General features: G+C 31.4%; 2 protein-coding genes. Both read right to left on the minus strand.

Annotation, left to right across the window (positions count from 1 at the left end; genetic code table 11):
* Positions 1-1,419: AAA family ATPase (locus VLM92_RS05025; RefSeq protein WP_325275263.1), on the minus strand; the 1,419-nt coding region annotated here is incomplete at its 3' end.
* A gap of 21 nt (positions 1,420-1,440) precedes the next feature.
* Positions 1,441-2,214: cobaltochelatase subunit CobN (locus VLM92_RS05030; protein WP_325275264.1), on the minus strand; the 774-nt coding region annotated here is incomplete at its 5' end.

Below are 2,214 nucleotides of genomic sequence, written 5' to 3' on the forward strand. Positions count from 1 at the left end.
GAAAATAATGGTATTTCCAGTTCGTTTTTCCCTTACTTTAACTCTTATATCAGATTTTTCTATTGCAATAGCTCTACCTTTTTTATCTCTTTTAGTTTGATGTATGGCTGCTGCTCGAAGTGTAGCATCAATTGCAATATCATCTATTTTATCTTTTCTAGGATAAGAATATCGTACATATCTTCCTTGATTTGAAGAAGTTTTTACAAGGCTACGTCTTCCACTTCCTTTATTTACAAAATCACGACTTTTTTGAGATAACCATTTGGCTACTGTAAAGCTTTCTCCAACCTCTTCAATTATTTCATTTGATGATATATCCATATTTTCTTCATCGCTAGTTTCCTGATTAAAATCATCATTAGAATCATCATTGCTGTTTTCATCTTGAGATGAATCCATCATACTATCATCTTGTTCATGACTTTCTGCTTCATTATTTTCTATATCATTGTTACCTTGTGTTTCTTGATTATTTTCTGGTTCATTATTTTTATCTTGATTTTCATTATTTTCTTCTTGTTGATTATTATTTTCATTTTCTAGGCTATCTTCTTGCTCTTGTTTTTGCCTAACTCTATGAGGTAAAACATATTTAGCAGCCTCTTTTATATCATATATATTTAAAGCAATCCTTGAATCTAATGCTGCAAGAGCTTTTGCTGTTTCAATAATAGTAATTTCGGCTCTATGACCAGCACAATTTGCGTCTTTCGCAATTGTAGCTGCAAGATTCATAGCATTTATACTAACTTCTACTTTATTTAAGTCATATTTTGCTTTTTTAATATCTAATCTAAGTTTTTCATTTTCATCTTGCCATTTTTTTATAAATGAAGTTGGATTTTTTTCGTATTCTAGGCGACGTCTAATAATTTCAGTCCTTTTTCTAATGTCATTTTCTCCCTTTGCTTCTACATATAATCCAAAACGGTCTAAAAACTGCGGACGAAGTTCTCCTTCTTCTGGATTCATACTTCCAACCAGTATAAACTTTGATGGGTGAGTAAAAGAAATGCCTTCTCTTTCAACAATATTTTCCCCCGAAGCTGATACCTCAAGTAAAGTTTTTGCTATATGATCACTTAAAAGATTAACTTCATCTACATATAGCAAATTACCGTGTGCTTTTTTTAAAATACCTTCTTCAAATTTCTTTTGTCCTTTTTTTATAGCATGCTCAAAGTTTATGCTTCCACTTAATCTGTCTTCAGTGACATTAAGTGGAAGTTCAACTATATTTATATCTTCTGTAATATTACTTATTCCCCTAACAATGGTAGATTTTGCAGTACCTTTTTCTCCACTAATTAAGACCCCACCAATGTTAGAATTAATAATATTTAAAATTAAAGCTTTTTTTATAGAATCTTGACCTATCACAGCTACAAATGGAAATACTCTATTTTTAGTATGCAAAATTATTTCCTCCTTATTATCCTATCCCAGTTCTTCAAGATTACCTTCCATTTCCATATATATTTTTTCAAGGCTTTCTACACTTTCTTTTGAAGCATTCCACATTCCTCTTTGGTTAGCTTCTAATAATCGTTCTGCAATATTATGTAATGCACTTGGATTTACTTCTCTAATCCAATCAGAATTTTCTTTATTAAAAGCATATCTTTTTGCAATACAATCATACATCCAATCATCAATTACATTTGTAGTTGCATCCCATCCAAATGCGAAGTCTACCATTTTAGAAACTTGTTGTGCTCCTTTGTATCCATGTTTTTTAAGCCCTTCAATCCACTTTGGATTATTTACTCTTGCACGTAGTACTCTTGAAGCTTCTTCATGAAGAGTTAATGTTTCTATATGGTCAGTATCAGAAGTACTTGGAACATAAGCAGGTTTTTGTTCTCCACTATGTGTAGTAATAGCTGCTACCATTCCTCCAAAGTAATTATAAAAATCATCACTATCTAGCATATCAAATTCTCTTGTAGATTCATTTTTTACAGCAACTTTTACTTTTTTCATTCTAAGTGCAAATACCTCAGGAAGCTTTTCTCCATGAAGTTTTTTACCATATGCATGACATCCCCATGTAGTATAAACTTTTCCAAGATCTGTTACATCTTTCCATTTTTTACTTTCTACTACGTTATTTACACCCGCTCCGTATGCACCTGGAGCATCTCCAAATACTCTAATTAATGAATATTCGTAAGCCTGTTCTAAGTCTATTCCTTGTTTTATAAGCTCTGA

It is taken from the genome of Romboutsia sp. (assembly GCF_035470145.1).
Lineage (GTDB): Bacteria > Bacillota > Clostridia > Peptostreptococcales > Peptostreptococcaceae > Romboutsia_D.